Source organism: Streptomyces abyssomicinicus, from assembly GCF_008974245.1.
In the GTDB taxonomy this organism is placed as follows: Bacteria; Actinomycetota; Actinomycetes; order Streptomycetales; family Streptomycetaceae; genus Streptomyces; species Streptomyces abyssomicinicus.
In genome coordinates, this window is the sequence record NZ_BBZI01000012.1 from 218,032 (window position 1) to 242,538 (window position 24,507).

Here is a 24,507-nt window from a genome sequence, read left to right on the forward strand (position 1 = left end):
CGGGTCACTGCACGGACCGAGTCACGGACCGAGTCACGGACCGAGGCAGGGACCGAGGTAGGGATCGAGGCAAGGACCCATACGCGGGGAAGGGGTGGGGCGGCGTGTTCGTGCTCGTACTGGGGGGTCTCCTCCTGCTCGTCCTCGGCGGCTGCGGGTGCGTCTACTGGGCGGCCCGGGGCGACGCCCCCCGCTGGGCGCGTGGTGTGGCCAGGGCGACGCTGCTCGGCAGCGAGCTGGCCGGAAGCGCGAGCCGGGCCTCCCGCTCACGCCGCGACGGCGGGGACGAGTAGCCCGGCGCGGGTCCGGGGCCCCGCCTTTTCAGCGTCCGTCGCGGCGTCCGTCGCGGGCGGCCCAGGCGCGCAGGGCCTCCTCGTGCCCGGCGGCGTCCAGGTTCATCGCGGCGTTGATCAGGGCGAGGTGGGTGAACGCCTGCGGGTAGTTGCCGAGCATGACGCCGTCGGCGGTCATCTCCTCCGAGAAGAGCCCGAACCGTCCGGTGCGGGAGCAGAGTTCCTCCCAGCGGCGGCGCGCCTCGTCCACGCGTCCGGCCAGCACCAGCGCGGAGACCATGGCGAAGGAACAGAGCAGGAAGCCGCCCTCGGGGCCGCCGACGCCGTCGTCGGTGGCCGCCGGGTCGTAGCGGTGGACCAGCCAGCCGTCCTCGCCGAGCTGTTCGTCGACGCGTTCCAGCGTCGACACCACCCGCGGGTCGGTGCCGTCCAGGAAGCCGAGCAGCGGGACCGCCAGCAGCGAGGCGTCGAGGTTCGCAGAGCCGTAGCTCTGGGTGAAGGCGCCGACGGACTCGTTCCACCCCCGGGTGAGGACCTCCTCGCGGACCTCGTCCCGCTGCCGGCGCCAGTGGTCCAGGGCGGGACGGCCGTCGCCGGTCAGCTCGGCGAGGCGCACACCCCGGTCGAAGCAGACCCAGGCGTACAGCTTGGAGACGGTCCAGTGCCGCCGGCCCGTCCGCACCTCCCAGAGGCCCTCGTCCGGTTCCCGCCAGCGGCGGGCGGCCTCGTCCACCACCGCGTACACGGCGCTCAGCTCACCGGCGGTCAGCTCCTCGGCGGTGCCCAGGACGGCCTGCTGGTAGACGAACGCCGCATCGAGCACCTGGCCGTACACGTCGAGCTGGTGCTGGGCGAAGGCGCTGTTCCCCACGCGCACCGGCCGCGACTCCCGGTACCCGCCCAGGTGCCCGAGCACGGTCTCCTCGCCCTCGGCGCGCCCGTCGACGTCGAGCATCGGGTGCAGCGCGCCGGAGCCCCGGGCGCTGTGGTCCAGCAGGATGCGCAGGTATACCCCCGCCTCCGCCCGGTGTCCCAGGCGCATCAGCGAGAGCACGACCAGCGCGGCGTCGCGGTGCCACAGGTAGCGGTAGTCCCAGTTTCGCCCGCCGCCGGCCCACTCCGGCAGCGAGGTGGTGGCGGCGGCGAGCAGCGCGCCGGTGTCGGCGGTCATCAGACCGCGCAGGGTGAGCGCGCTGCGCCGGACGTGCTCGGCCCCGAACCCCTCGTAGCTGTTGCGGGCGTCCCAGGCGCGCCAGGCGTCCTGCGTCTCGTCCCGCATCCGGTCGACCAGTTCCACGGTCAGCGGGCCGTGCGGCGCGCCGTCGTAACCGAGAACGAGGGCCAGCGCCTCGCCCTCGCGGAGCGTCGCCGCGACGGTCACCGGTCCGTCCCCGTCCCCTTCCAGGCGCGGCGCGGGACCGTGGTCACGGACGGCGCCCAGCCACAGCCCGGCGGCCCGCTCCTCCCGGGCGCCCTCCTCGCCGGCGTCGGACCAGCGCGGCCGGGCGCGCGCGTAGTCCGGTCGCACGTCGACACGGTGACGGACCGTCGCCTGCCCGCCCGTGCAGCGCAGGAGACGGACCAGGACGCCGCGCGAGGCGACACCGCAGGCCTCCTCGCCCTCCGCGGGGCGGTGTACGGCGAGGAAGTCCTCGCCGAGCAGGGTGCCACCGGGCGGGGACCAGCGGCTCTCGACCAGCAGGGTGGCGTCACGGTAACGCTGCTCGGGCGGCGGGGCGCCGTCCACCCGGAGTTCCCAGGCGCCGCCCGAGCGCCGGTCCAGCAGCCGCGCGAAGACCGACGGACCGTCGAACCGGGGGGCGCACAGCCACTCGACGGCCGCGTCGGGACCGATCAGCGCGGCCACGTGGCAGTCGGAGAGGAACGCCAGCGAGCCGATGGGCGGCCACCCGCCCGTGGCCTCCCCGGCCTCCCCGGATACTCCGGACACTCCGGACCCGGACGGGGCGGTCACGCGTTCAGCTCCGGCAGCACCTCGGAGCCGAAGGTCTCCACGAAGCGCAGCTGCTGCTCCTTGCCCACCTGGTGGAGCATCACCTCGTCGAACCCGAGCGAGCCCTGCCGTGCCAGCCACTCCGTGTGGTGGCCGAGGTCGTCGGAGACCACCACCGGTCCCTCCATGCGGTGCGGCTCTAGCACGGCCGCGGCCTGCTCGAAGTGCTCGGGCAGCGGGAGCTCCCAGCCGACGTCGCTGCCGAGCGCGGCCTCCCGCCACTGGTCGTGCGCGGCGTCCAGCGCCTCCCGCCGGGTCGGCGCCCACGACAGGTGGGCCTGCAGCACCGCGGGGCCCCGGCCGCCCGCGTCCCGGTAGGCGGCGAGCGTCTCCCGGTGGGCGTCACCGGGCTGGTTGACGGTGACCAGACCGTCGGCCCAGGCGGCGACGCGCCGGGCGGTCGCGGGGGTGACGGCCGCGCCCAGGAGGATCGGCGGCCGCTCCGGCAGCGACCACAGCCGGGCCCGGTCGACGCGCACCAGACCGTCGTGGGACACCTCCTCGCCGGCCAGGAGCGCCCGCATCACGCCCACGCACTCCTCCAGGCGCCGGGTGCGTTCCTCCTTGGACGGCCAGCGCTCTGCGGTGACGTGCTCGTTGAGCGCCTGCCCCGTTCCGAGCGCCACCCACAGGCGCCCGGGATACATCTGGGCGAGCGTCGCCGCCGCCTGGGCCAGCACCGCCGGGTGGTAGCGCTGACCGGGGGCGGTGACCACGCCCATGGCCAGCCCGGTGGAGGCGAGGGCGGCTCCCAGCCAGGCCCAGGCGTGGCCCGAGTGGCCCTGCCGGGCCGACCACGGGGCGAAGTGGTCGGAGCACATCCCGGTCGCGAAACCGGCGTCCTGGGCCGCCTGGAGCAGTTGCAGGGCTTCCGCCGGGGGGAACTGCTCGTGCGACACGTGATAGCCGTACGCGGTCATGGCGGAGGCGCTCGCTTCCTGCTCGCTTCCTGCTCGGTTCCGCCGGGCAGTACGCCCGGGCCGGGGCACCTGGCGGGAGGATCCGCCGCCGTGCCCCCTCCAGCCTGCCGCGCGGGACGGCTCCCCGCCGGGAACCGTTGCCCCGATCGGCGTCCGCGGGCACCCGGACGGGGCTCCGGCCGGGGCTCCGGCCGTGCGCCGCGCCCCTAGACTCGGCTGTCGCAGACCGAAGGCAGGGGGAGCGCGATGACGACCGGTGGCCAGGTCGCGGCGGTGAGCCGCCACGAGGCGTACGGGTTCAGCAAGCCCAACCATGCCTCCGTCACCCTGCTCGCGGGTCTCGGGGTGGAGGGCGACGTCCACGCGGGCGAGACGATCCGCCACCAGTTCCGCATGACCTACGAGCCGGACCTGCCCAACCTCCGTCAGGTCCACCTGATGCACGAGGAACTCTTCGACGAGCTCGCGCACAAGGGCTACGCGGTCTCCGCGGGGCAGCTCGGCGAGAACATCACCACTCGCGGCGTGGACCTGCTCCGCCTGCCCACCGGCACCCTGCTCCACCTGGGCGAGGAGGCGGTGCTCGAGGTGACGGGACTGCGCAATCCGTGCGCGAAGATCAACGACTTCCGGGACGGGCTGCTCGGCGAGATGTTCGCCATCGATCCCGGGACCGGGGAGTTCACCTTCAAGGCCGGCGTCATGGCCGTGGTCCGCCGGGGAGGGACGGTCCGCCCCGGTGACGCCGTCGAGGTCGAACTCCCGGCCCCGCCCCACCGGCCGCTGGAACGGGTCTGAGACGCAGGTGACCTGCGCGTGGCAGGCTTCCGTTCCTCCGGACGGGCCGGGCTAGCCTGGCCCTCATGGAGGACTTCAACGGGGTGGAGGTCGTCGCGTTCCCGGATGCGGCGGCCTTCGAGGACTGGCTCGCCGAGCACCACACCCGCCGCGAGGGCGTGTGGGTCAAGGTGGCGAAGAAGGCCTCGGGGATCGCGTCGGTCACGGACGGCGAACTGGTCGACGTGGGGCTGTGCTGGGGCTGGATCTCCGGGCAGCGCCGGGGCCTGGACGACCGGTACTACCTGCAGAAGTACGGGCCACGACGGCCGAGGAGCCTGTGGTCGCGGGTGAACGTCGAGAAGGTCGCGGCGCTGGCGGCGGAGGGCCGGATGCGGGAGCCGGGCCTCGCCGAGGTCCGGCGGGCCCAGGAGGACGGCCGCTGGGACCGCGCGTACGCGTCCCAGGCGACGGCCGCCGTCCCGGACGACCTCGCCGCGGCGCTCGCCGCCGACCCGGTGGCGGGCGCGGCCTTCGACGCGCTCGACCGCACCGCCCGCTACCTCGTGCTGCTCCCACTGCTCCAGGCCGCGACGCCGGAGACCCGGCGGACGCGGCTGGAGCGGGCCGTACGGGACCTGGCGGTGGGGCGGCCGCGGCCGGACGAAGGCTGAGCGGAACCGTCCCGGCGGACCGCACCGCACGCCGTGACGTCCACCCGTACTGGGAGAAGGGCGCCGGCGCCGCCGAAGCCGCGGCGTTCATGGCGGGATCAGTCCGTGGTGGGGTCCCAGGCGTGGTGAAAGAAAGCAAGTTCGAGGAGCTCGGGCATGGTGTCGGCGGTGCCCAGGCCCGCTTGGACGCAGGTGTCGGCGGCGGCGTGCATCCACTGCAGGTAGACGTCGTAGCGGTGCTGGGTCCAGCCGCCTTTGGACCAGATCCACGCGGCTGTCTCCGGGGCCCACTCCATCCCGGCCGCCAGGCCGACGCGGGTGGCGTGCTCGCGGAGGACGCCTGCGAGGACGGAATCGAGAATCAGGGGGTAGGGGCGGGGGCGGGGTTCCATGGCGCGGCCGAGGAAGTGGAGGAACTTGCTGTAGAAGGCGGGGCCCAGGCCCTTCACCGCGTTCCGCAGCAGCGCGTACGCCTGGACAGGGGCATCGGCCTGCAGTTCCTTGGCAGCACTGTCGAGTGACGAGCGCAGGTTGGGCCTGCGGAGGATCTCCTCGAGACGGGAGGGGTAGTAGCCGGTCTCTCTGGATCCCCATACGTACGACGCCACCAGAGCTTCGGTCCATGCCTTGTCGGCGAGGGCGGTGCGGAAGACGTCGGTGACCGCGCCGCGGCTTATGGACGCGTTCTGCTGTCCGCCGGCCCGCTCGGCCAGTTGCGTCGGCCAAGGAGCGATCGCCGCCCAGCGGGATGGTGTGTAGGTGATGGTGTGGCCGTCGACCCCCGCCGCGTACGGAGCGCCTGGCCCGGAGAGCCAGCGCTCCACGGCTCGCAGCGCTGTCTCGGGCAGCCCTTGCGCGAGCATCTCCTTGTCGAGGGTGTTGGCTCGCCGCTGCTTGTCGTCGCTCATCGAATCCCCCCGGATCGGTGACGGTGACCGCCCATGCTAGGAGCGTGGCAGCCAGCGGTGTATCGCCTCGAGGGTGTTCTCGGGAGCGGTGTTGAAGCACAGCCGGATACCCGGGGTCGCGGCTGTGAGGACGTTGACGAGGCGCTCGAACAGGAGGGTGTACTGCGGCAGCATCCGAACCGCGCCGCCGATCATCGCCAGGCCGAAGGGGCCGTCGGCGAGGTGGGTGCGGACGGCGGCCTCGGCGCTGTCGGGGTCCGCGTCCACCAGGCAGGGGACGATGTTCGGTTCCGCCTCGCGCAGCGCGGCGTTGGCGGCCTCGATGCGGGCGGTGAGGGTGGCCTCGTTGATGCCGTCGGGGACGTCGCTGTAGTCGAGAGAGCGGGGGTGCAGTCCGATGGAGAGCACCTTGGTGTCGGAGGGAGGGACGTTCGGGGACACGGGTGAGGGCACGGGCGGCGTCCTTTCACGATCGGCGTCCCCCGTGACCAGTCGGCCGAGCACCTGAACGACGGTCGCTGGAGCGGGAGTTGTGTTGATCCTAGGCAGGTTGCCGGCCGCAGTTCCCGGTCCGCAGCGGATGAGGTCTGCCGTTCTCGGGTGGTGGGGCAGCTGTTGGTGCGTGGAGTTCGGCCCAGTTGACCTTGCCGGGCCGGGGCCGGGGCCGGGGCCGGGGCCGGGGGTGAGGGGGCCCTATGGGTTTGGGCAAGTCTCTGCGGGACGGCGGAGGCTCGGCGGGTCAGTCTCCCGTGGTGGTGTCGGCCTCGGTGTATTCGTAGATCCAGCCCGCAGTTGTGTCAGCGGCTTGAACTGCCAGGTAGGTGTGTCTGGCGGTGGGGTTCCAGGGGCCTGGTGCTTGACCGGGGCGGCCTCGGAAGCCGGCGGGCGGCACTCCTGCCTGGTCGAGGTGGACGATTTTGGTCCGCCCGTTGAACGGGCCGCCGACGATTTCGATACCGACGGTGTTGTTGACGGTTTCGCCCGCGAGCCAGCGACGGATGAGTGCCAGGTGCTCGGAATTTTCGTCTTCGTCCCCCACGCTCGAAGCTGACCATGGGCTTGGGCGGAGGGCAAGCAGGTCTCAAGCCGCCCGGACAGGTCGGGGTTCGAAGGAAGTGCCGTCGCGGAGCATGCGGCCTGACTGCGCGTCCGGGGCTCCGGTAACGCAGTTCTCGCTGCTCGGCAGCCTGGAGAGGAGACAGGGGAAGACCGGGCGCAGGATCAGGGTCCCGCTGTACTCCTCCCAGGCCACCGACACCCACACCGACGCCGCGACCGACCCCACCGAGGCGGCGCTCCGCATGACGTACTACGTTCTTGCCACCCGCGCCCGTGAGGAGCTTCACCTCCGTCACGACGGCGACGCGGAGCCGCCGCACCTGGCCCAGGTGCCGCCCCGGCTGCTTCGCCGGGCTGAGACCGTCACCCCCGAGGAGGCGTCGTATGAGCAGTGCCCAGCCGGCCGGCAGTCTCTGGCGGATGGACGAGGACGACGGCGGTCACCTGGCCGGCCGGTGGTGGAAGTGGGCGCTCTCCGCCCCCGAACACCGCAACCCCGTCCGGGACACCACCGGTGAGCACGGCGCGTGGGACCAGCCGGCGGACGTGTGGTTCCTCGCCGGCACCTACGGCGGCCGCGTGGAACGCCGTTGCGCGATACCCGCGGGGCGGCCGGTGTTCTTCCCGGTGCTCAACGTCCAGCACACCTGGGAGTACTCGCAGGAGCACCTCGTGATGCGCTTCGAACGCGCCGACGCCGCGCTGAACGGTGTGCGCCTGTCCCTGCGCGAGTTCCGCGGCGGCTTCCGGCTCGACGGCGAACGGCGCCTGACCTGGGGCGTCTGGGGCGGTCTGGAGCCGCTGGCCCCCGGTCACTACGTGCTCGAGATCAACGGCAGGGCCGGTAACTTCGTGGTCGACACGACGTACCACCTCGCCGTCACGGCGGGGCTCTGAGAGCGCTCCGGCGGTCGCCGCGCCGGTGGGGGAGTGAAGGGCGGGGATGAGTGATGGGGGGCAACTGACGCCTCCTCGGCTCCCTCCGGCCGGCGCCCGGACCGATTGATCCCCGGCCGGGCAGCCGGTACGGTGCGCCGACCTGCCCGCGGTGACCCAGGGAGTCGTGAAGCATGGGCCTCGTCCCGACTGTTCGCGGAGAGATCGACGCCGGTGAGCTCGGCCGCACGTACATGCACGAGCACCTCTTCATCCGCACGGCCGACGTGCAGCGCAGCCGCCCCGAGGAGTGGGGTGACGACGAGACGCGGATCGCCGACGCGGTGAGCAGGATGCGGGCGCTCGCGGCGCAGGGCGTGCGGACGATCGTGGACCCGACGGTGCTCGGGATGGGCCGGGACGTCGCGCTGGTGGGGCGCGTCGCGGAGCAGGTGCCGGAGCTCAACATCGTGGTGGCGACCGGGATCTACACCTACGACAGCGTGCCGTTCTACTTCCGGCACCGCGGCCCCGGTCTCGCGCCCGGGACGCCGGACCCGATGGACGAACTGTTCGTCGACGAGATCACCCGCGGCATCCCCGGCAGCGGCGGAGTGCGGGCCGGGATGCTCAAGTGCGCCATCGACGCCGAGGGGCTGACGCCCGGCGTGGAGCGCGTGATGCGGGCCGTCGCCCGGGCGCACCACCGCACCGGGGCGCCGGTCACCGTCCACACCCACCCCGGCAACCGCACCGCGGGCGAGGTGAAGCGGGTGCTGTGCGACGAGGAGCAGGTGGACCCCTCACGGGTCGTCCTCGGGCACAGCGGCGACTCGACGGACTGCGACTACCTCGCCGAACTCGCCGACGACGGCTTCGTGCTGGGCATGGACCGGTTCGGTCTCCACCTGGACGTCACCTTCAAGCAGCGGGCCGCGACGCTGGTCGAGATGTGCCGGCGGGGCTACGCCGGGAGCATGGTGCTCTCGCAGGACGCCGCCTGCTACATCGACTGGATCGACCCGGAGGCCCTGCCGCTGCTGCCGCAGTGGAACCACCTGCACCTGGGAGAGGAAGTCCTGCCCCACGTCCGCGAGTTCGGGGTGACCGACCAGCAGATCAGAACCATGCTGGAGGACGTGCCGCGCCGCCTGCTCGACGGCACGGCGTGAGGGGGACGGAGCAGGCGAGACCCCGCGTCAGGACGCTCCCAGCAGGGCCGCGGCGGCCGTCCGGGCGTGACGGGCGGACGACGGGTCGCCGCTGATGCCCGCGGTCACGATGGCTCCCTCGGCGAGCAGGAAGACCGGCTCGACGGCGGCCGGCGCGCCGGCGGCGCGGACCCACCGGGCGATCTGGTCGCGGAAGGCCGCCTTGTGGGAACGCACCTCGGTCAGGACCGCCTCGGAGGAGGAGCCGAGTTCCCCGAAGGCGTTGATCCAGGCGCACCCGCGGAAGCCGGGTTCGGCGAACCACTCGGCCAGCCAGTCGAAGACCGTGAGGACGCGTTCCCGCGCGTCCGCGACCTCGTTCACCCGGGCGGTCAGACCGCCCCGCCACCGCCGGTCGCGACGCCTGAGCACCGCCACCACGAGGTCCTCCTTGGTCACGAAGAGCCGGTAGATCCGCTTCAGGGGAAGGCCGGACGCCACCCGGACCTGGTCCATGCCGACCGCCTGGATCCCCCGCTCGTAGAAGAGGCGCTCCGCCGTGTCGAGGAGTTCCTCACGTGCCAGGCGGTTCTGCTCCTCGGTGACCGGGGCGGGCATCGGGACTCCTTGCGTTGAGAACGGGCGTTCTCTACCTTAGTCCCCGTGCGTGATGGAGAACGACCGTTCTCTACTCGAGGAGGCCGCTGTGCCGAACGTCCCGAACAGTCCCGACGGCCCGAACAGCCCGAACGGCCCGAACACTTCTGACGTTCCCGCGACGCCGGACGCGCCGGAGGAGCGCCCGCCCCGCCCCCCGTTCACCCGCGAGACCGCGCTGAGGAAGGTCCAGGCCGCGGAGGACGCGTGGAACACCCGTGACCCCCGGCGGGTGGCCCAGGCATACACGCACGACTCGACGTGGCGGAACCGCGACGTCTTCGTCAGGGGCCGCGAGGAGATCGTCGCCTTCCTGACGAAGAAGTGGGAGCGCGAGCGGGACTACGCGCTGCGCAAGAGTCTCTGGTCGTTCGACGGCAACCGGATCGCCGTGCGCTTCCAGTACGAGTGGCACGACGCGCAGGGCCGGTGGTGGCGCAGCCACGGCAACGAGATGTGGGAGTTCGACGAGCGCGGTCTCATGCGGCGGCGCGAGGCGAGCATCAACGACGTCGCCATCCGGGAGGCCGACCGGCGCATCCACGGGCCGCGGCCGGCCTCCGAACGGGGGGTCGACATCCCGCTCGAGTAGCGCCGCCGACGCGGTCACCCCCGCCGGGCACAGGTCCTGCACCGGATCCTTCCCGGACCTGAACCGGGTCTCGGCGGGAACGCCTTGCTTCTGCTGAACGATGCGGAGCCGGGAGAACCGTCCGATGCCACCGCAGACGAAGGCGCCGTGACCGCGCCGGATTGTGACCGCCATGAGTGACTACAGGGCCTTGCCGCCGGAGCAGCACGGATACGGCCACGACGCGCGCCGCACTGTCCAGGCCTACCCGCCTCCCTCCTCCCGCCCGGCGGCCGCTCCCGACCCGGCTCCCGGGGGCAGGGCGTACGGCGGCGGCACCGGGAAGCACCGGGCCGCCCTGGTGGTCCACACCGTCGCCGACGTCGCGGCGGCCTTCCTGGGGTTGTGGATCGTGCTGTACCTCGCCGATGCCAACCAGGGCAACGTCTTCGTCGACTTCGTCAAGGGCGTCGCCGGCGGGCTGGCCTGGTGGTCGCAGGACATCTTCACCATGGACGCCGAGCCCTTCCGCGTCTTCCTCAACCACGTCCTGCCCGCCGGTGTGTACCTCGTCCTCGGCCACGGCGTCGCAGCCTGGCTCCGGCGGTTCTGAACGGGCGGCCGTCCGGCCGCCACCCCGCGGGCCTCGCCGTAGGACCCGTGGAGCGGCGCGTAGGCCCCGCTCCGGGAGGGGATGCTTCCGGCGGGGGAGGTGCGCGCCATGGGGAGGCCGTCGGCGGACCGGGCCGCGGGGCGAGGCCGCGAGTGGGCCCTGGGCGTGGTGGTGGCCGTCGTCATGCCCTTGTCCGTGGTGGCGGTGGAGGCGGGGTTCCTGCTGCTCAGGGCGCACGTGCCGGGCGGCCTCCTGTGGGCGGTGCTGGGTTTCGCGGCCGCGTTCGGCCTCCTCGGCTTCTTCTTCCTCAACGGCCACATGCCGTTCGTGTCGTCCGCGCTCGTCCTGTGGTCCCTGGGCCTGGTCGCCGCGGGCTTCGGCGACCTCCTGCTGGAGAACCGGGGGCGTGAGGTCACCTGCACCGTGCTGGCGAAGGACACCCGGGTCGAGACCACCACCAGCACCGACGCCAACGGCTTCACCAGCACCACGACCACCACGTACTACGACCTCGCCCTCGGCTGCCCCGGGGACGGTCCCCGGAAGATGTCCACGACCGAGGACACCGGGCGGGAAGGCCGGACCCTGCGGGTCAGTTACGACCCCGACGGCCGGCTCCCACCGCAGCCCGCGAGCAGCACGGACCACCGGGAACTGTGGACCGCCGGGTGGCTGATCGCCGCGGCGGTGGTCGTCGGTGTCGGCCTGCGTCTGCTGCCCGGGGCGCGGCGGCCGGGCCGACCGCCCCGGCTGCGCAGGCTGTGACGGGCGTCGGGGCGTCGGGGCGTCGGCTTCGGGACATCTGGGTGGCGGGACTTCGGGTGCCGGGGCGCCAGGTCAGCCGCTGAGCTCCCACAGCACCCGGTAGTACCGGATCCGCTCCCTGTCCGACTCGATCCCGTACGCGTCGAGCAGCGGCTCCTCCCACCCGGGGCCGTAGTTCCACACCGTGCTCCACGTCGCCACGGCGAGGTCGGCCCAGCGGTCCGCGACGCCGAGTGAGCCGAGGTCGACGTGGCCGGTGGGACTCCCGTCGTCGCCCACCAGGGTGTTGGGCGCGCAGGCGTCGCCGTGGCAGACGACGGTACGGTCGGCCGGGGGCGGGTCCTCCAGAACCCGCAGCGCGCGCTCGACCGTGCCGAGGGGGCGCAGTTCCTCCGGCCAGGCGGCGGGGTCGACCTCGCCGGCCGCCACCCGTGCGCGGGTCCGGGCCAGCCGCCGTTCCAGCGACCAGTCGAACGGGCAGTCCGCCACCGGCAGCGCCTCGTGCAGGGCCCGCAGCCCGGTCCCGAGCGCCCGCACGGCGGCGCGGGGATCCGCCTTCCACCGCTCGTCCACGGCGGACGTCCCGGCCAGTCCCCGGGTGAGCAGCCAGGTGCCGCTCCCGTCCTCGCCCTCCGCCAGAACGGGCGGTACGACGGTGTACCGGGCGGCCCAGCGCAGCCGGACCGCCTCCGCCGCCAGGTCGAGCCCGCTGCCGGCGGGGGCCCACTTGACGAAGCTCACCGCCTCGTCCCCGTCCTCCGGGGCGTCAGGGCCGATCCGGAAGGTCAGCCCGCCCAGCAGGTTGCGCCACACGGCCCGTACCGGCCGACCCGCGGCCAACTCCGTGACGACGGGCGGCGGTTCGACGGGGCCCTCGGGCGGCGCTGCGACCATGCCCCTCATGATGACGCATCGGCGTCCGGGTGGTCAGGGCGCGGTCGCGCCACGGTGCGGCGTGGGGCGACGCACCAGGAACTCGACCCGGGGGCCGAGTTCCACGGTGTCGCCGTTGTGGATCTCGTGACGGTGACCGGGGGTCAGCGCCAGGCCCCCGTTCACCCGGGTCCCGTTGGAGGAACCCCGCGGCACCTCGGTGAGCCAGACCCGCCCGTCCTCCGCGAACTCGACCTCGGCGTGACGGCCGGAGACCGTGCGCTCGTCCGCGAGGAGGTCGGCCGCATCGGGGGTGGCCCACCGTGTGCTCCGCCCGAGACGGACCGTGCCGCCGCGCGCGACCCGGAGGTGTCGCCCCAGTCCGGTGAAGTCCAGCAACAGCTCGGCGGTCTCCGCGCGCGCCGGTGAGGCCGCCACGCGGTCGTCGGCCCCGCCGCGCGACGGCGCTTCGCGGGGTTCGTCGAGGTCGATCCACGTGCTGTCGCCCGTGGCGGAGCCGGGCCGGCCGGGTTCGGGCAGCGCTTCCGCCTGTTCCGTGAGTTCGGGGGGCTGGTCGAGGTCGATGAATGTGCTGTCGCCCGTGGCGGGGCGAGGGTGGCCGGGTTCGGGCGGGGCCTCTGCCTGTTGCGCGGGTTCGCGGGGCTGGTCGAGGTCGATCCACGTGCCGTCGCCTGCGGCGGGGCCGGGCGGGGTGACCGCCTGTTCCGTGCGGGCGCCGGCCTCGTCGGGGGCGCCGGGCTCGTCGCGGGTGTGCCCTCCCCCCGGCGCGCCGTGACCGGCCTCGTCGTCCCGGTTCGCCGGGGGCTGAGGCCGGGCCGGCGCCTCGGACCGGGACTGGGGCTGAGGCTGGTCCAGGTCGATCCAGAAGTCCTCGCCGGCCGTCCCGTCGCTCACCGCCCCTCCGCCGCTCCGACGAAGTCGGCGACGAGTTCCGCCCGGCCGTCCTCGGTCCGCATCACCTCGGACACCACGACCTTGGTGCCCGGCTCCAGGGCGGGCCGGGCGAAGAGGGCGCGGGCCAGCGGATTGATCAGGTGGGTCTCCAGACCCATGCCGATACCGCGGCCGCCCGACCACTGGTCGGCGGTACAGGCCTCCCGCAGCGCCTCACGCGCCTGTGGAGCGAGTTCGAGCGTGATGCGGTGCCCGGCGGCGAGCTGCCGCTGGATGTTGCCCACCTGGAGGTCGAAGATCTGGCGCGCCACCTCCTCCGAGATGAAGTCGAAGACCACGACGTTGCCGCCGATCCGGTTCATCAGCTCCGGGCGCCCGATGACCTTCTCGAAATGCGCTTTGACGTTCTTCTTGATCTCCACCTCGAGAAGCGGGTAGGGGGTGCCGGGCGCGACGATCCACTCCCGGTTCTGCGTCTCGGGGTCGATGCGCTGCACCCCGAGGTTGGAGGTGAAGATCAGGACGCACTCGCTGAAGTAGGTGGTGACGCCCTGGCCGTCCGTGAGCCGGCCGTCCTCCAGGACCTGGAGGAACTTGTCCAGGACACCCTTGTCGGCCTTCTCGATCTCGTCGAAGAGGATCACCCGGAACGGGTCCTGCCGCACCGCGGCGGTCAGCTCGCCTCCCGCCTCGAAGCCGACGTAACCCGGCGGCGCCCCGACCAGCCGGTCGGCCGCGTGCGAGGAGGAGAACTCGCTCATGTCGAAGCGCAGATACGCCTGTTCGTTGTCGAAGAGGACCGACGCGACCGCCTTGGCCAGTTCCGTCTTGCCGGTGCCGGTGGGGCCGGCGAAGAAGAGGACACCCCGCGGCCGGTGGCCGGGACTGGTCGCCTGCGCGCCCGACAGACCCAGCGCGGCACGCTTGAGGATGTCGAGCGTCTTGGAGACCGCCGCCTCCTGGCCCAGGACCCGCCGGGGCACCGAGTGCTCGTTCTCCGGGTCCTCGCCCCGCAGGATGCGCCGGCGGATCTCCTCCCGGCTCCACGGGTTCTTCTCGACCCCCAGCCGGTAGACGCGGACCGCGTCCGGCATGGCCCGGAAGGGGATGCCGCGGTCCAGGGCCAGTTCGACGCTCTCCCGCATCCCCACCAGGCGCATCCCGGAGGCGGCGCGGACGAAGGACTCGACGGCCTCCTCGCTCTCCTTCGTCGTGGCGGACGGGGCGAGGGAGGTGGTGCGCCGCTTCTGCTCGTACTCCCGGCGCAGCAGGTGGGCCATGCGCATCCGCTCGTCCGCGTCGGGTTCCGGCACCGCCACCGCGCGGATCCGTTCGCTCCCGCTCACGAACCAGTTGGGAAGGTCGCGTTCGCCCTCCGCGAGCCAGATCACCGGGTTGTACAGTTCACGGCCGGCCGAGCCCGGGGCTCCCCGTACCGGTTTCACCGAGTCGGCGAGCTGAAGGCAGGCGAGGAAGAAGTCCCGCTCGTCGGGGCTGAGCCGGGTCACGTCCTGCACCAGGCGTGAGGCGTGCTGCACCACCAGGGCCACCCGCAGCGGCGGGAGTTCGACGCCGTCGGGCCGTGCCCTGCGGCGTTCCTCGGCCCAGCCGCCGACGATCTTCCTCAGCTCGGCGCAGGTCTTCTCCTGCTGGGCCGCGGTGGAGCCGGGGAAGGTCAGGTGCTGCGGAGCCAGCGTCTTGGCGGCCTCGGTCACGTCGGGCAGCGCGTGGCGCAGCGAGATGCCGTTGATCTGGTCGCACACCAGCAGCACCTGGTAGCCCATGCGGAACAGATGGTTCCCCAGCGCCGTCAGCAGGGAGAAGCAGCGCTCCTGGCCGCCGGAGTCGCGGACCAGGTGCAGATCGTGGATGTTGCCGTGCAGCACGTACTGGGCATGGACGCTCAGGGTGCCGGAGATCTCCTGGACGAACAGCGGCACCTGGTACAGGTCTTCCTTCTGCAGTTCCACAACGCTTCCTCAGCTCGTCGTACACGTGAACAGGTCCCGCCCGGCCCGCCCGGCCCACCCGGTCAGGTCGGCCCGCCCGGCCGGGTCGACCCGGCCGGTCCGCTCAGCCCGCCCGGTCCGCGGCGGGCGCGGTCCGCGCCTTCCGCGCCTCCGGCTGCCGTTCGGCGCGCACGGGCGGCGCCACCGGTTCCCCGGCGAGCACCCCGCCGGCCCGCATGTCGAACTTCAGCGGCAGGCCCGAGGCGCGGGCCAGCTCCGAGAACTCCTCCATCCGCTCCGACGCCTCCGCGCAGCGCCGGGCGTCCAGGTCCAGCGCGGCGGCGCCGCGCTCGCCACGGCTCGCCGTCCGCATGGTGGTGACCTGGACGGAGTCGCCGCGCACCTCCATCCGCAGCCAGTGGCCGGGACCCCAGCCGCCGGGCGTCCAGTCGAGGACCAGCGCCTCCTGCTCCACGGCCCCGACCCGGACCTCGCCGTGCGTGTCGACGGCGAGGCGGGCCAGGACGTCCGTGCACCGGCGTTTCAGCGCGAACGCCTCCAGGGCGGCCCCGTGCTCCCGCACGACACGGTCCACGAGCGTCTGCTCCTGGCGGCTGAGCGGCGTGCCGTCCGCCACGCACCGGTGCAGCGCGGCGACAGCCGCCGGATCCGGCTCCGGGAGGTCGTCGTCCGGCGGCAGCTCCGTGGTCAGGAAGTCGAGCCGCACGGCAGCCCGTTCGACGGCCGCGCGCGCTTCGGTGGCCGTGCGGTTGGCCCGCTCCACGAACAGGCGCGCCTCCCGCAGGTGGGTGCGGGCGCGGCGGGGATTGCCGGCCGCCTGCCGGACGGCGTGCCGGACCGCGTCCGTGGCCAGTTCCACGTCGCCCGCGTCGGCCTGCGGGTCGAGGGCGGCGAGGATGTCGGCCCCGCGCTCCCGGACGAGCGGCACGGACGTCGGGTCGGAAGGCTGCGGGGCGTCGGGAACCGTCCGCGCGGCCTCGGGCGCGGTCGCGGCCCCGGTGATCGCCTCCCGCCTGGCCCGTACGGCGTCCTGCCAGTCCGGGGAGGGATCCGCCGCGGCGAGGAAGTCGGCGAAGGACCGGGACTCCCAGACCGCCTGTGCGTCCTCGCACGCCTTCAACCGGGCCTCGAACGCCGCGAGTTCCCGCCGGAAGTCGCACAGCCGGGTGGCGGCCGGCGCCAGCGGTCCGGGCAGGTCCGGGCCGGGCGGCGGATCGCCGGGGGAGCGCCGCGCGGCCCGGGCGACGCGGGCCCGCAGGGCGGTGCGGCGGGCATTGGCCCGCGCCGCGGCGAACGCGGCGTCGCGCCACTGCTCGGCGGCCTGGGCGGACAGCTTCTGCTGTCGCTCCAGGCAGCGCTGGTGCTCGGCCGCGCGGACCGCGGCCGTGGCCAGGACCTGGGTGGTGGCCATCGCCGCCCGGGCGGCCAGCAGCGCGCCACTGAGGGAGCCGAGCATCTGGAGCGCCGCGTCGGCGGCCTGGCCGGCCAGCTCACCGAGCTGCGCGGCGGCCTCCTCCGCCATGCCCTCCACGTGCACCCCTCCGGCGTGCGCCAGCTCGTCGAGCTCGGGCGGGGGCGGCGGCGGGACGAACTCCAGTCCCGGTGCCACGAGTTCCGGGGCGAACAGGGCGAGGCCCTCACTCATATGTCCCCTCCTGTTCCTCGGCCGGCCGGCGTGCGCCCGGTGATCCCGGACGGTCCGCGGCGGGGCGGCGGCACCCGGGGGATCCGTGACGCGGGGGCGGTCCGGCGGCTCACGCGCCCGCGCAGGCTCCAGCGGACACAGCGGACCGCGCTCCACACCACCACCGCGACCGTCGAGGCCAGCGGCCAGAGCCAGGGGAGGCGCGCCAGCGTCGTCCAGACGAGGAAGGCCAGTGCGACCACCACCAGCGTGCTCAGGACCAGGGCCATGCGGCCGGACAGCGCGATCCTGGCCGGCCGCTCCGCGTTGCGGATCAGGGGGCCGGCGAGCGAATGGTCCGGATGGTAGGCGGGCGGCCGGATCCAGACGGCGGTGAACATCTCGGCGGCGAAGACCGGCGGTGTCAGCGCGAGACTCCATATCCAGGCCACCACCACCTCCTCCTGGGACGCCCGGCCGAGGACGTCCGCCAGACCGATCAGGAAGCTGTAGGGGAACGTGACCAGCAGGGCCCCCAGCAGCGCCCAGCCCAGGGTGGGCAGCAGGTCCAGGCGCTGCAGCACGGCGATGGCCCCGTCCTGGTCCTCCCGGAACCGCCGTTCCGCCTCGTCCAGTTCCGTCCGCCGGTGCCGCTCGGCCGCGTCCTGTGCGGCGAGCGGGGTGAGCAGCCTGGCGGCGATCAGCCGCAGACGGCGGTTGGTGTCGTCGTCGGTCGGACGCAGCACCCCGCTGAACCACGGGACCTCCCCGCCGCGGGGCAGATCGCTCTCGAACCGCGCGGCCTCCTGCGCGAGTCGGGCCTCCATCCGCTCGGGCTCACGGGCGAGCTGGAGCAGCAGCATGTCGACCGCGGCGGTCCGCCGCAGGGTCTGCCGCACTCCGCGCAGCCTCCGCACGTCCGGCAGGGCGAGCAGTTCGCGCACCAGGTGCTGCCACTCGGCGCCCAGGGCCTGCCAGTGGGCGGCGACCTCCGCCAGGCCCTCGCCGGCCGGGCGGTGCGCCAGCTGCGTGAGGACGCCGGGGAACCGTCTCAGGTGCTCGACGAGCTGGAGGGCACCGCCGTCTCCCCCCGCGACCCGTGCGCCCAGGTCGCGGATGCCGCGGACGGTGAGGGGCCAGCCCCAGCAGGACGCCTCCAGCTCCGGACCCAGCCAGTTGACGAGCCGCGTGAAGACCTCCGGGGTGGGTTCCTCACGCAGTTCCTCGCACAGCCGGGCCGGCTCGCCGCCCGCACCCCCGGCAGCGTTTCCCTCCGGGACGAACTGCCGTAGCCAGTCGCACAGTTCGGCCCGCCGCTGCGGATCGGCCAGCATCTGCCGGGCGTTCGTGTGGTAGAGGTCCAGCGCCATGGCCAGCGGTTCCCGCACGGTGAACTGCTTGTTGACGAAGTCGAACGGGCGGACCTCCGGTTCCGGGGCGGCCCTTCGCGCCGCACCGGTGTCACGTGGCGCGGTGGGCGGGGAGCCGCCGTCCAGCCACTCCTCCACCTCGTCGGCCCCCCAGCGGTGCTCAGGGTTGCGCGTCAGCAGCCCCGCGCACAGCAGACGGATCCGGCGGTCCTCGATCCGGTCCACCTCGGGGTCCCGGGTGGCGATCGCCTGGAGGACCGCCTCGTCCTCGCGTTCGTCCAGGATCGGGCGCCCCAGGTGCAGTTCCGCGACCACCATGCCGACCGACCACCAGTCCCCGGCCTCCGAGACCGTCTGGCGCCGGGCCCCCGCCTCCGGCGCCAGGTAGAGCGGCTTGCCCCGCCAGTCGACGTGCCGCCGGAGGCCGGGGCGGTACACCGCGGCGCCGAGGTCGACCAGCACGACCTCGGTGGTGTCCCCGTGCGACTGGACCACGATGTTGTCCGGGGTGATGTCCCGGTGCACGATCTCGTGTTCGTGCAGGTGGGCCACGGCCGCGTGCAACTGCCGCACCAGTCCCGTGAGCCGGTCGGCCGGCATGCCGTCGGGATGGGCCCGCCGGTGGTCGCCCAGGTGGGTCTCGCCGTGCGACCGGCACAGGTGGTAGGGATTGCCGTCCGTCACCCCCTGCTCCAGCAGGCGCTCCAGATGAGGCCCCTCCTCCCGCATCACCCGGGCCACCTCGGGCTGCGGCGCGTGCCGGTGGTGGTACCACTTGAGGACGAGCGGCAGGTCGGGCGTGGGACCGGTGAGGTCGCGCACGCGCAGCACCATGGCCTGCGACACCCGCGTGGCCGGCTGGATGACCCGCAGCAGGGCGAACCGGTCGGCGAGTTCCGGGGGTACCATCGCGGCGACACCCCGGGATTCGAACTCGTGTGCCCGGGAAAAGCCGTTCTCGTCCGACGGGACGAAATCGGTGGGATCAGTGTGGGACATGGTCCGGCCTTCCGACGGGTGCGACCGTGCCGCGGTCCGGAATGGGCGTGGAGATCAGGAGACTAGCCGAAATGGCCCGGCCGTCAGGCGTGATTGAAAGGATCACCGGGATCGCCCCGGAGGCCGGGTCGCGCGCGGTATTCCGGCGAGATCAGGCCACGACTCGAAGGTGATCATCCGGAAAGGCCTCACTCGGTCGAGAGGCGCCGATGCGGGTTTACCATGCATCCCATGAGCATGCTGCCCTCGCGTGAGGAGTTGACGGGCGAGTTGCGGGAACTGAGGCAGCGTGGGTTTCCCCGGCTGAGACTCTGTCCCCGTGACGCGCTGCGCGCCGCCGGGACCGCGGCCGGCTTCTGCACCGGCCCGGACGACGAACTCGACGGCATAGAGGACCTGCTGCGCGCGGCGGTGCGGCGGCTCGGCGGGGGAGGCGAACCCCGCGACGCCCACGACTACGACCCACTGGCCCGCGCCGCCGCCCACGCCTTCGGCCTGTTCGCCTTCCACCGGGGCGCCGCGGCCGCCGACCGGCGCAAGGCCGCCGCGGCGGTCTACGGGGTGACGACGGAACGGTTCCGCAAGAGCCAGGAGCGGGAGGTGATCGAAGGGGTGGCGGCGGCCGTGCTCGCCCTCGCCCGCTCCGGCGCCCCGGCGGGACCGGAGGCCGGGCCCGCGACCCCGGCGCCCACGATCCCCTCGCCCCGCGCACCCGTCTCCTTCCCCGTCCCGCTCCAGGGCGCGGCCCCCGCCCCACGCCCGCCCGTGGGCCGGGTGACGGTCCGGCTCGGGGCGATCGAGAAGGTCGGTGACGTCGACATCCTCGTCTCGTCGGAGAACGTGTACCTGGAGATGTCCAAGACCTTCCGGCCGACGGTCTCCGGAGCGCTGCGCCGGGCCGCCACCCAGCGCGACGGCGCCGGCGAGGCCGTCGACGACGTCCTCACCCGTGAACTCACCGTCTGGCTCCGCACGCACCACCGGACCGGCAGGGCCGTGCCGCCGGGAACGGTGGTGCCCACCTCGCCCGGAGCGCTGGTCCGCCAGGGCGTCCGCCGCGTCTACCACGCCGCGGTGGCCACCCCGGTGAACGACGGCGAGGGCTACCACGTCTCCCCCTCCGACATCGCCGCGGCCGTCCGGGCGTGCTTCCAGCTGGCGCGCGAGGAGCGGACCACCCTGGCGCTCCCGCTCACGGGCATCTGCTTCCCCCTGCTCGGCGCCGGGCACGGCGGGCTTCCCGCGGGCGACGCCGCGCGGCACCTGGTGCGGGCCGTACGGGCCGAACTGCGGCAGGACCCCAGCTGGTCGGTGCTGCTGGTGAACAACAGCGAGGTCCGCGCCGACCTGCTCAGGCGCGCCAACTCGGAGCCTTGATCGTCACGCCGGCCTCCGCCAGCCCCTTCTCGAACGCGCGCAGCTCGCCCCGCAGCGGCACTCCGTGGACGCGCACGCGCACCGGCGACCCGGCCTCCACCGCCACCTCCAGCCGGGAGCCCGTGCTCTCCCGCGACAGGTGCGGGGCGTAGCGGGTACCGCCGCGCGGGGTCAGCGGGGTCAGCCGCTGATTGGCCGACCCGCGCCAGACCAGCCGGGTGGGCCGCTCGACGCGGAACCTGCCGGTGATCACGGCGTCGGCGTGGCGGAGTGCCCGGTGGTGCGACTCCGTCAGCTCGTCCGGTTCGTAGCCCGTGTACACCAGGAGGTCCGCGCCCTCCCCGCCCGCCGCGAACCGGTCCCGGAGCCGGGCCGCGTCCGTCAGCAGGGCGTCCAGCGCGTCGGCCTGGTCCAAGGGCTCACCGCCACTGACGGTGAGCCCTTCGGCCCCCTTCTCCAGTGCCTCCCCCCACTGCCGCGCCAGGTCGGAGACGTCCGTGGCACGCCCCCCTCCGGGCTCCCAGGTGTGCCGTGACATGCACCCCGGGCAGGCCAGCCCGCATCCCTGGAACCAGATACCCAGGCGTTTCCCCGGACCGAGGGTCCGCAAAGGGAAATGGGTTCCGGAGATCCGGGCTTTCATGACGTCTCCTTCCGGGCGACGCCAAGAAGTATCGACGGCCCAGCCTGCCGCCCGCAATCGCCGACGGGCGCCTTGCCGGCCGCCTGCGGGGCGAACTCCGGGCGTTTCCCGGAGCATTTCTCTGGAACGATCAATTCCGGCCCATTTCCCGCCTGTTCCGTCGTCGTGCTCCGCTACTCTCTCCTTCTGCGCGGAGCTCAGGGGGAGTTCCGGGAGTTCCGTGCGGACGGGAATGGGAGGTCTTTCCATGGCGAACTTCTCCGGCCGTACCGGAGGCCGTCCTCGACGGGTGAGACCGGGGTTCGTCTCCCGGGCCGCCGCCCGTTTCCACGGAAGGCGGGACGCGGCGGACCTGGTGTCGTTGCTGCGCGAGGCCCGCGGGGGAAGGGTCCCCTCGGACGTCGCCCTGCCGCCCCATGCCCTGGGCATCAGGTCCGAGGTGGAGCGGGGCAACGCCCGGCTCAGGCGGCGGATGCTGGTCGACGGGCACGTGCTGGTCACCGCCATCCAGTCCGAGTCGGTCCGCATCGTCACCCAGTACACGGTGCGCGGCAGGCCGGCGCCGGCCGCCCTGGCCCGCTACGGGCAGATGGTGGCGGACTGGCGCAACCGGGCCGCCGTCCAGCGGGCCAAGGCCCAGGAACTCGCCGACCAGGCCAACCAGTTGCTCGCCTGCTACTGGGACGCCGCCTGGCAGCGGGCCCGCCGTGACATGGATCCGGACGACAGCCCCCTGGACGAGCACCGGCCCGCCGGCTGGCTGCCCGGTGCGGTGACGCTCGACGCCAGCTGGCACCGGTGCGACGACTGGCTCGACACCGACAGCTGGTACGGGACGCGGTCCGCCGCGGACCGGCCCGCCGTGCAGCAGGCCCTGGCCCTGCTCGACAGCCAGAGCACCACCGGTCCCACCACCTCGCGGACGTAGCCCCCACAGCCCGGCCCGGCCCGGCGCGGCTCGGCCGAGCCCGGCGCGGCTCGGTCAAGCCCGGCGCGGCCCGGCCAGATTCGGCCCCGCACCGCCCGGCGCCGCCCGTGCACGCCGTGCGACGCCCCCGAAGACACCTCTGCCCGAAGGTCCCACATCCCCATGGTTCGGAACCCGGCCCTCCGGCCGACCGGTTCCCGGAAGGAAGGTCACCGTGCATCGCACAGCCCATGACGGAAGACGCGAGTTTTGTCTCCGTCGCGCGGCAGCCCTGATACCCGTGGCGGGGATGCTGGCCGCTCTGGCCTCCTGCACCGAGCCGCCCGACCCGCTGACCGCGCCGTGCGGTGTCGTGATCGACGGGTCCGGCTCCGGCGACGCCGGGAAGGGCGGCTTCGACGCGGAGGCCAAGCTGAAGGACACGCTGGTGCCGTTCCTCACCGAGCAGAAGTGCGGTTCGGTGGAGTTCGCGCCCATCACACGCTCCTCGGAGGCCTCCTCCTGCCGGGTCGACGAGGTCGACCTCGACCCCGGGGGTGACGAGACCACCGACCACGACAGCGCCCGGAGGAAGGCGCTCGGCGAGGCCAAGCAGGCGGCCATCGAGGAGCTGGAGTGCGCGCGCACCCAGGGCGGCTCCGACGTGTGGGGAGCGCTGGACCGGATCGGTGAGGTCCTGAGCGGACCGGACGTCAAGATCCTCGTGGTCAGCGACTTCGAGCAGGCGGACAAGGACTTCACCATCGAGCCGTCGGAGCTCTCGACCGAGGCGGCCCGCGGGGAGGTCATCGACGACATGGTCGAGGCGCGCGGCATGCCCGGGATAAAGGGCATGGAGGTGTACCCGGTCGGCCTCGGCATGATCAAGGACATCAGGCCCGAGGAGAACGACGACTTCCAGGCCTTCTGGACGGAAGCCATCGAGGGGAGGGCGGAGGCCCGTGTCCAGTACGACTACAAGTGAGCCGCCCCGGCCGAGGCGGCTGCGGCTGCCGACCCTGCTGACGCCCGGACGCCGCACGCAGGCGCCCCGTCCGGGACGGGAGGCACGGCGGCCCGAGCGGCGCGACCGCCCCGTGGTGCTGGCGGCCCGGGCCGAACAGGAATTCCTCCGGGACGCCCGCCGCCGCGGCGCCGAGGCCGCCCGTTCCGGCGCGCTCGACCCGCTGACCCTGCACAGCGAGGACCGGATGCCGTACTTCGCGCACCTGGCCTCGGTCCGCGACCGGGTGGTGCGGGGCATCGGCGAGGAGGCCCACCGCGCCGAGGAGCGGGCCAAGTTCGACGACGCCCACGCGGTCGCCGAGGTGGCCCGTCTCCAGGCCGAGACACAGCAGATCGACCGGCAGATCGCCGAGAACGAGCAGCAGATCGCCACGACGCTGCGCCAGCTCGACCTGCTCGCGCTGCGCTCGACGCGCTGGAACCGCTTCCGCGACGCGCTCCGCGAACGGGTCGAGAAGCGCGCCCTGGAGGCCGGGGACCCGGCGCGGAGCCGGACCCGGTCCCGCGGCGCCTCCCCTGACGGCGGCCCCGACGGCGGCCGGGCCGCAGGACGCTCCGGCACCGGTCCGGACGCCGGCCCCGACGGCGGGCCGGACGACGGCGGTTCCGGCTTCGTCGACCTCGACCGGCCCTCCGTGACCCCCGCGGCCCCCGAGGCCGACTCGCCGCCCGGACCCGAGGGCGGCGGCGATGGCCTCGCCAGGGCCTGGGAGGGCCTGGGCGCGCGTCCCGCCATGCCCAGGGGATACATGGCCTTCGCCCTCGCGCTGCTGGTGGCCGTCGAGGTGCCCATCTACTGGATGGCCTACCAGCCGTTCCACGGCGTCGGCCAGGTCAGCGACTCCCTCACGGGTCTGCTGGCCGTCTCCACGGCCGTCCTGATGGTCGGCGTGCCCCACCTGGCGGCCCGTTACCTGCGGCGCCGGGCGGACACCGGATCGTTCCGCGCGGGCTGGATCCCCTCGCTGGGCCTGGTCGGGCTGTGGATCTTCCTGAGCGGTGTGCTCGGTACCGTCCGCGCGAAGTTCGTGATGCCGGAGAACGAACCCGAGCCGGCCGCCGCGGGCGCCGGCGACGGGTGGAACGACACCGGCACCACGGAGGCGGCCGGCAGCCTGATCGACCGGCTCGGCCTCGAACCGTGGACCGTGCACTGGCTCTTCATCGGCCTGCTCCTGGTCTCCGGGGGGATCGGCCTCCTGCTCGGCCTGAGCAGGGAGCACCCCTTCCTCGACGCCTACCGCAGCGGTCTGGAGAAGCGCGACAGGCTGCTGGCCAAGCGGCAGGAGAGCGTGATCGAGTCCGAGCGCTGCCGGGCGACGGCGGACACCGCCGAGGCGCGCAAGGAGGACCGCGGGGCCGCCACCGAGGACCTGGTGCGCGCGGCCCGTGAACTCCACGAGGCGGCCGCGCACGCCTACCTCGACGGCGTCCTCCTGGAGTCGAAGGAGCCCGCCGTCACCGAGGCGGCCATGCGGCTGTCCGCCCAGTGGCCCCTGCTGCCGATGACCAGGAGCTGACCGGC

The 24,507-nt window shown here is 73.6% G+C and carries 24 protein-coding genes; 12 read left to right on the plus strand and 12 right to left on the minus strand.

Going from position 1 to position 24,507, the window contains the following annotated elements; all coding sequences use genetic code 11:
• Window positions 1-104: 104 nt before the first annotated feature.
• On the plus strand, window positions 105-293 hold the full coding sequence (locus tag GBN72_RS28290; protein WP_151774784.1) for a hypothetical protein: 189 nt from the start codon (window positions 105-107) through the stop codon (window positions 291-293).
• A 28-nt stretch (window positions 294-321) separates the two neighbouring features.
• Here GBN72_RS28290 and GBN72_RS28295 read toward each other — a convergent pair whose 3' ends face one another.
• A complete protein-coding gene (locus tag GBN72_RS28295; RefSeq protein ID WP_218042095.1) occupies window positions 322-2,268 on the minus strand; it encodes a glycoside hydrolase family 15 protein in 1,947 nt (648 codons plus the stop codon).
• A complete protein-coding gene (locus GBN72_RS28300; protein WP_246212970.1) occupies window positions 2,265-3,206 on the minus strand; it encodes a TIGR03885 family FMN-dependent LLM class oxidoreductase in 942 nt (313 codons plus the stop codon). The genes GBN72_RS28295 and GBN72_RS28300 overlap by 4 nt, the downstream gene beginning before the upstream one ends.
• 267 nt (window positions 3,207-3,473) lie before the next feature.
• On the opposite strand from GBN72_RS28300, the gene GBN72_RS28305 reads away from it, so the two are divergent.
• Complete coding sequence (locus GBN72_RS28305; RefSeq protein ID WP_151774787.1) at window positions 3,474-4,025, plus strand: MOSC domain-containing protein; 552 nt, start codon at window positions 3,474-3,476, stop codon at window positions 4,023-4,025.
• Between the two features lie 65 nt (window positions 4,026-4,090).
• Window positions 4,091-4,678, plus strand: coding sequence for a YdeI/OmpD-associated family protein (locus GBN72_RS28310; RefSeq protein WP_151774788.1), 588 nt, complete (start codon window positions 4,091-4,093; stop codon window positions 4,676-4,678).
• A 98-nt stretch (window positions 4,679-4,776) separates the two neighbouring features.
• On the opposite strand, the gene GBN72_RS28315 is transcribed toward GBN72_RS28310, so the two are convergent.
• The 3 genes from GBN72_RS28315 to GBN72_RS28325 all read right to left on the minus strand — a co-directional run bounded on the left by GBN72_RS28315 (window position 4,777) and on the right by GBN72_RS28325 (window position 6,625).
• On the minus strand, window positions 4,777-5,586 hold the full coding sequence (locus GBN72_RS28315; RefSeq protein WP_151774789.1) for an 8-oxoguanine DNA glycosylase OGG fold protein: 810 nt from the start codon (window positions 5,584-5,586) through the stop codon (window positions 4,777-4,779).
• A 36-nt stretch (window positions 5,587-5,622) separates the two neighbouring features.
• Entirely contained in the window at window positions 5,623-6,039 is a 417-nt protein-coding gene (locus GBN72_RS28320; protein ID WP_151774790.1) for a hypothetical protein, read from the minus strand.
• 286 nt (window positions 6,040-6,325) lie between these two features.
• Complete coding sequence (locus GBN72_RS28325; RefSeq protein WP_151774791.1) at window positions 6,326-6,625, minus strand: DUF8847 domain-containing protein; 300 nt, start codon at window positions 6,623-6,625, stop codon at window positions 6,326-6,328.
• 404 nt (window positions 6,626-7,029) lie between these two features.
• Between GBN72_RS28325 and GBN72_RS35610 the strand changes: the two genes are divergently transcribed.
• Entirely contained in the window at window positions 7,030-7,542 is a 513-nt protein-coding gene (locus GBN72_RS35610) for a hypothetical protein (RefSeq protein WP_151774792.1), read from the plus strand.
• A 173-nt stretch (window positions 7,543-7,715) separates the two neighbouring features.
• Entirely contained in the window at window positions 7,716-8,693 is a 978-nt protein-coding gene (locus tag GBN72_RS28340) for a phosphotriesterase family protein (protein ID WP_151774793.1), read from the plus strand.
• Window positions 8,694-8,720: 27 nt separating this feature from the next.
• Here GBN72_RS28340 and GBN72_RS28345 read toward each other — a convergent pair whose 3' ends face one another.
• Window positions 8,721-9,290: a TetR/AcrR family transcriptional regulator gene (locus GBN72_RS28345; RefSeq protein ID WP_151774794.1), complete on the minus strand. Its 570-nt coding sequence runs from the start codon at window positions 9,288-9,290 to the stop codon at window positions 8,721-8,723.
• Window positions 9,291-9,378: 88 nt separating this feature from the next.
• On the opposite strand from GBN72_RS28345, the gene GBN72_RS28350 reads away from it, so the two are divergent.
• The 3 genes from GBN72_RS28350 (at window position 9,379) to GBN72_RS28360 (ending at window position 11,278) form a co-directional block, all read left to right on the plus strand.
• Window positions 9,379-9,921 (plus strand): nuclear transport factor 2 family protein, encoded by a 543-nt coding sequence (locus GBN72_RS28350; RefSeq protein WP_281371969.1) that lies wholly within the window; start codon window positions 9,379-9,381, stop codon window positions 9,919-9,921.
• A gap of 172 nt (window positions 9,922-10,093) precedes the next feature.
• Complete coding sequence (locus GBN72_RS35615) at window positions 10,094-10,513, plus strand: hypothetical protein (protein ID WP_246212971.1); 420 nt, start codon at window positions 10,094-10,096, stop codon at window positions 10,511-10,513.
• Between the two features lie 108 nt (window positions 10,514-10,621).
• Window positions 10,622-11,278, plus strand: a complete 657-nt coding sequence (locus GBN72_RS28360; RefSeq protein WP_151774795.1) for a hypothetical protein — start codon at window positions 10,622-10,624, stop codon at window positions 11,276-11,278.
• A gap of 72 nt (window positions 11,279-11,350) precedes the next feature.
• Here GBN72_RS28360 and GBN72_RS28365 read toward each other — a convergent pair whose 3' ends face one another.
• From GBN72_RS28365 to GBN72_RS28385, 5 genes are all read right to left on the minus strand, one after another.
• Complete coding sequence (locus GBN72_RS28365) at window positions 11,351-12,172, minus strand: aminoglycoside 3'-phosphotransferase (protein ID WP_218042096.1); 822 nt, start codon at window positions 12,170-12,172, stop codon at window positions 11,351-11,353.
• 33 nt (window positions 12,173-12,205) lie between these two features.
• Window positions 12,206-13,066, minus strand: coding sequence for an FHA domain-containing protein (locus GBN72_RS35620; RefSeq protein WP_246212972.1), 861 nt, complete (start codon window positions 13,064-13,066; stop codon window positions 12,206-12,208).
• Entirely contained in the window at window positions 13,063-15,036 is a 1,974-nt protein-coding gene (locus GBN72_RS35940; RefSeq protein ID WP_151774797.1) for an AAA family ATPase, read from the minus strand. The genes GBN72_RS35620 and GBN72_RS35940 overlap by 4 nt, the downstream gene beginning before the upstream one ends.
• A gap of 103 nt (window positions 15,037-15,139) precedes the next feature.
• Complete coding sequence (locus GBN72_RS28380; RefSeq protein ID WP_151774798.1) at window positions 15,140-16,681, minus strand: hypothetical protein; 1,542 nt, start codon at window positions 16,679-16,681, stop codon at window positions 15,140-15,142.
• Complete coding sequence (locus tag GBN72_RS28385) at window positions 16,678-19,029, minus strand: protein kinase domain-containing protein (RefSeq protein WP_151774799.1); 2,352 nt, start codon at window positions 19,027-19,029, stop codon at window positions 16,678-16,680. The genes GBN72_RS28380 and GBN72_RS28385 overlap by 4 nt, the downstream gene beginning before the upstream one ends.
• Window positions 19,030-19,260: 231 nt before the next feature.
• Between GBN72_RS28385 and GBN72_RS28390 the strand changes: the two genes are divergently transcribed.
• Window positions 19,261-20,406 (plus strand): macro domain-containing protein, encoded by a 1,146-nt coding sequence (locus tag GBN72_RS28390; RefSeq protein WP_246212973.1) that lies wholly within the window; start codon window positions 19,261-19,263, stop codon window positions 20,404-20,406.
• On the opposite strand, the gene GBN72_RS28395 is transcribed toward GBN72_RS28390, so the two are convergent.
• A complete protein-coding gene (locus tag GBN72_RS28395) occupies window positions 20,381-21,049 on the minus strand; it encodes a 4Fe-4S single cluster domain-containing protein (RefSeq protein ID WP_151774801.1) in 669 nt (222 codons plus the stop codon). The genes GBN72_RS28390 and GBN72_RS28395 overlap by 26 nt on opposite strands.
• 247 nt (window positions 21,050-21,296) lie before the next feature.
• Between GBN72_RS28395 and GBN72_RS28400 the strand changes: the two genes are divergently transcribed.
• The 3 genes from GBN72_RS28400 to GBN72_RS28410 all read left to right on the plus strand — a co-directional run bounded on the left by GBN72_RS28400 (window position 21,297) and on the right by GBN72_RS28410 (window position 24,502).
• Complete coding sequence (locus GBN72_RS28400) at window positions 21,297-21,977, plus strand: hypothetical protein (protein ID WP_151774802.1); 681 nt, start codon at window positions 21,297-21,299, stop codon at window positions 21,975-21,977.
• 289 nt (window positions 21,978-22,266) lie between these two features.
• A complete protein-coding gene (locus GBN72_RS28405; RefSeq protein WP_151774803.1) occupies window positions 22,267-22,941 on the plus strand; it encodes a hypothetical protein in 675 nt (224 codons plus the stop codon).
• Window positions 22,919-24,502, plus strand: coding sequence for a hypothetical protein (locus tag GBN72_RS28410; RefSeq protein WP_151774804.1), 1,584 nt, complete (start codon window positions 22,919-22,921; stop codon window positions 24,500-24,502). The genes GBN72_RS28405 and GBN72_RS28410 overlap by 23 nt, the downstream gene beginning before the upstream one ends.
• The last annotated feature ends 5 nt before the right edge of the window (window positions 24,503-24,507 follow it).